At 35.8% G+C, this 1,032-nt stretch carries 1 protein-coding gene; it reads right to left on the bottom strand.

Annotated features, from left to right (window positions below):
* Positions 1 to 453, bottom strand: a 453-nt coding sequence (locus tag HR057_RS16790; protein ID WP_173732647.1) for a hypothetical protein, incomplete at its 3' end; no start/stop codon positions are given.
* Positions 454 to 1,032: the final 579 nt, after the last annotated feature.

Genomic DNA, 1,032 nt, shown 5'->3' with positions numbered 1-1,032 from the left:
CAAAGTTGGTACTCCTATCCTTTTACCCTCTTTTCTTTTTCTATTAAATTCATTCTCATCTTTTACAAATTCCTTACGATACTTATTAAGGAAAGGGTTAGAAAAGTCCGCTCCATCTAAATACGCAGATGTTGACGTACTCATTTTTATCGAGATACCCAACCTGATCTCATTTCCTTCAACTATGGAAATATCCAATGTCTGATATCCATACTCTGCGGGAAATTTAGTTTCTGGTTTCAAAACAAGATTTCTATTAAATTCAGTGTTTAATCCATTTTCTAAGTAATTTTTCAACCAAGTGAAAATAATAGCTTCGGAGATTCTTGGATTTTTGCTGTACTGGAGATAGAATCTCTCCTTCAAGTCAATAAAATCGGAACAACATAAATTCTCCCTCATAAGGATTGCTTCATTCTCCATTAAAAATTTTCTAATTAATTCTTTACTCATACATCCTCCGCAAATACTTTTTCCTATATTTTATAGCATTACATTTAGAATTGCATTTCAAAAATCGGAAGGTTATTTGCGAAAATTTTACTGTATTACCTTTTCCCTTACCGTCTACTATGTCCCCATATAATAATACCTTTCCCGCCTTCCCCTCCCCACCCAAACTCTCATTCCCTTCTCCCACCTGCATTCAAGCCCTTTTTCACCCTTTTTCCATTTTCTTCAAGAGAATAATAACATTCCCTGCTTTTTCCCGCTTCTTCCTCATTTGTGTAAAGATTTTTCACTGATTTTGAAAGAATAATAACGTTCCAGAATAGAGGTAAGAGGCAAGGATAAAGGAGTGGGTTTTCCAGCTTTGTTTCCTGCTTTTGCTCCTGCTTTTTTCCTTTGTATTCCTTGATATGACGGGGTTTTTCCTGCTTTCCTTCCTGCCTTTTCTCCTGCCTTTTTCCGGGCATAAAAAGACCGAAGGTCTCCTGAAGCGGGGCAGAAAACCTTCGGTTTTTGGATAAGTATTTTTATTTAAGGAATGGTATTTTTTTTGTAAGGAACGGTTTTATTATTTTGGGACAT

This window comes from Calidifontibacillus erzurumensis, assembly GCF_013303125.1.
GTDB lineage: Bacteria > Bacillota > Bacilli > Bacillales > Bacillaceae_J > Calidifontibacillus > Calidifontibacillus erzurumensis.
The sequence above is the reverse complement of the archived record's forward strand: the minus strand, read 5'-3'. Positions and strand labels throughout refer to the sequence as shown.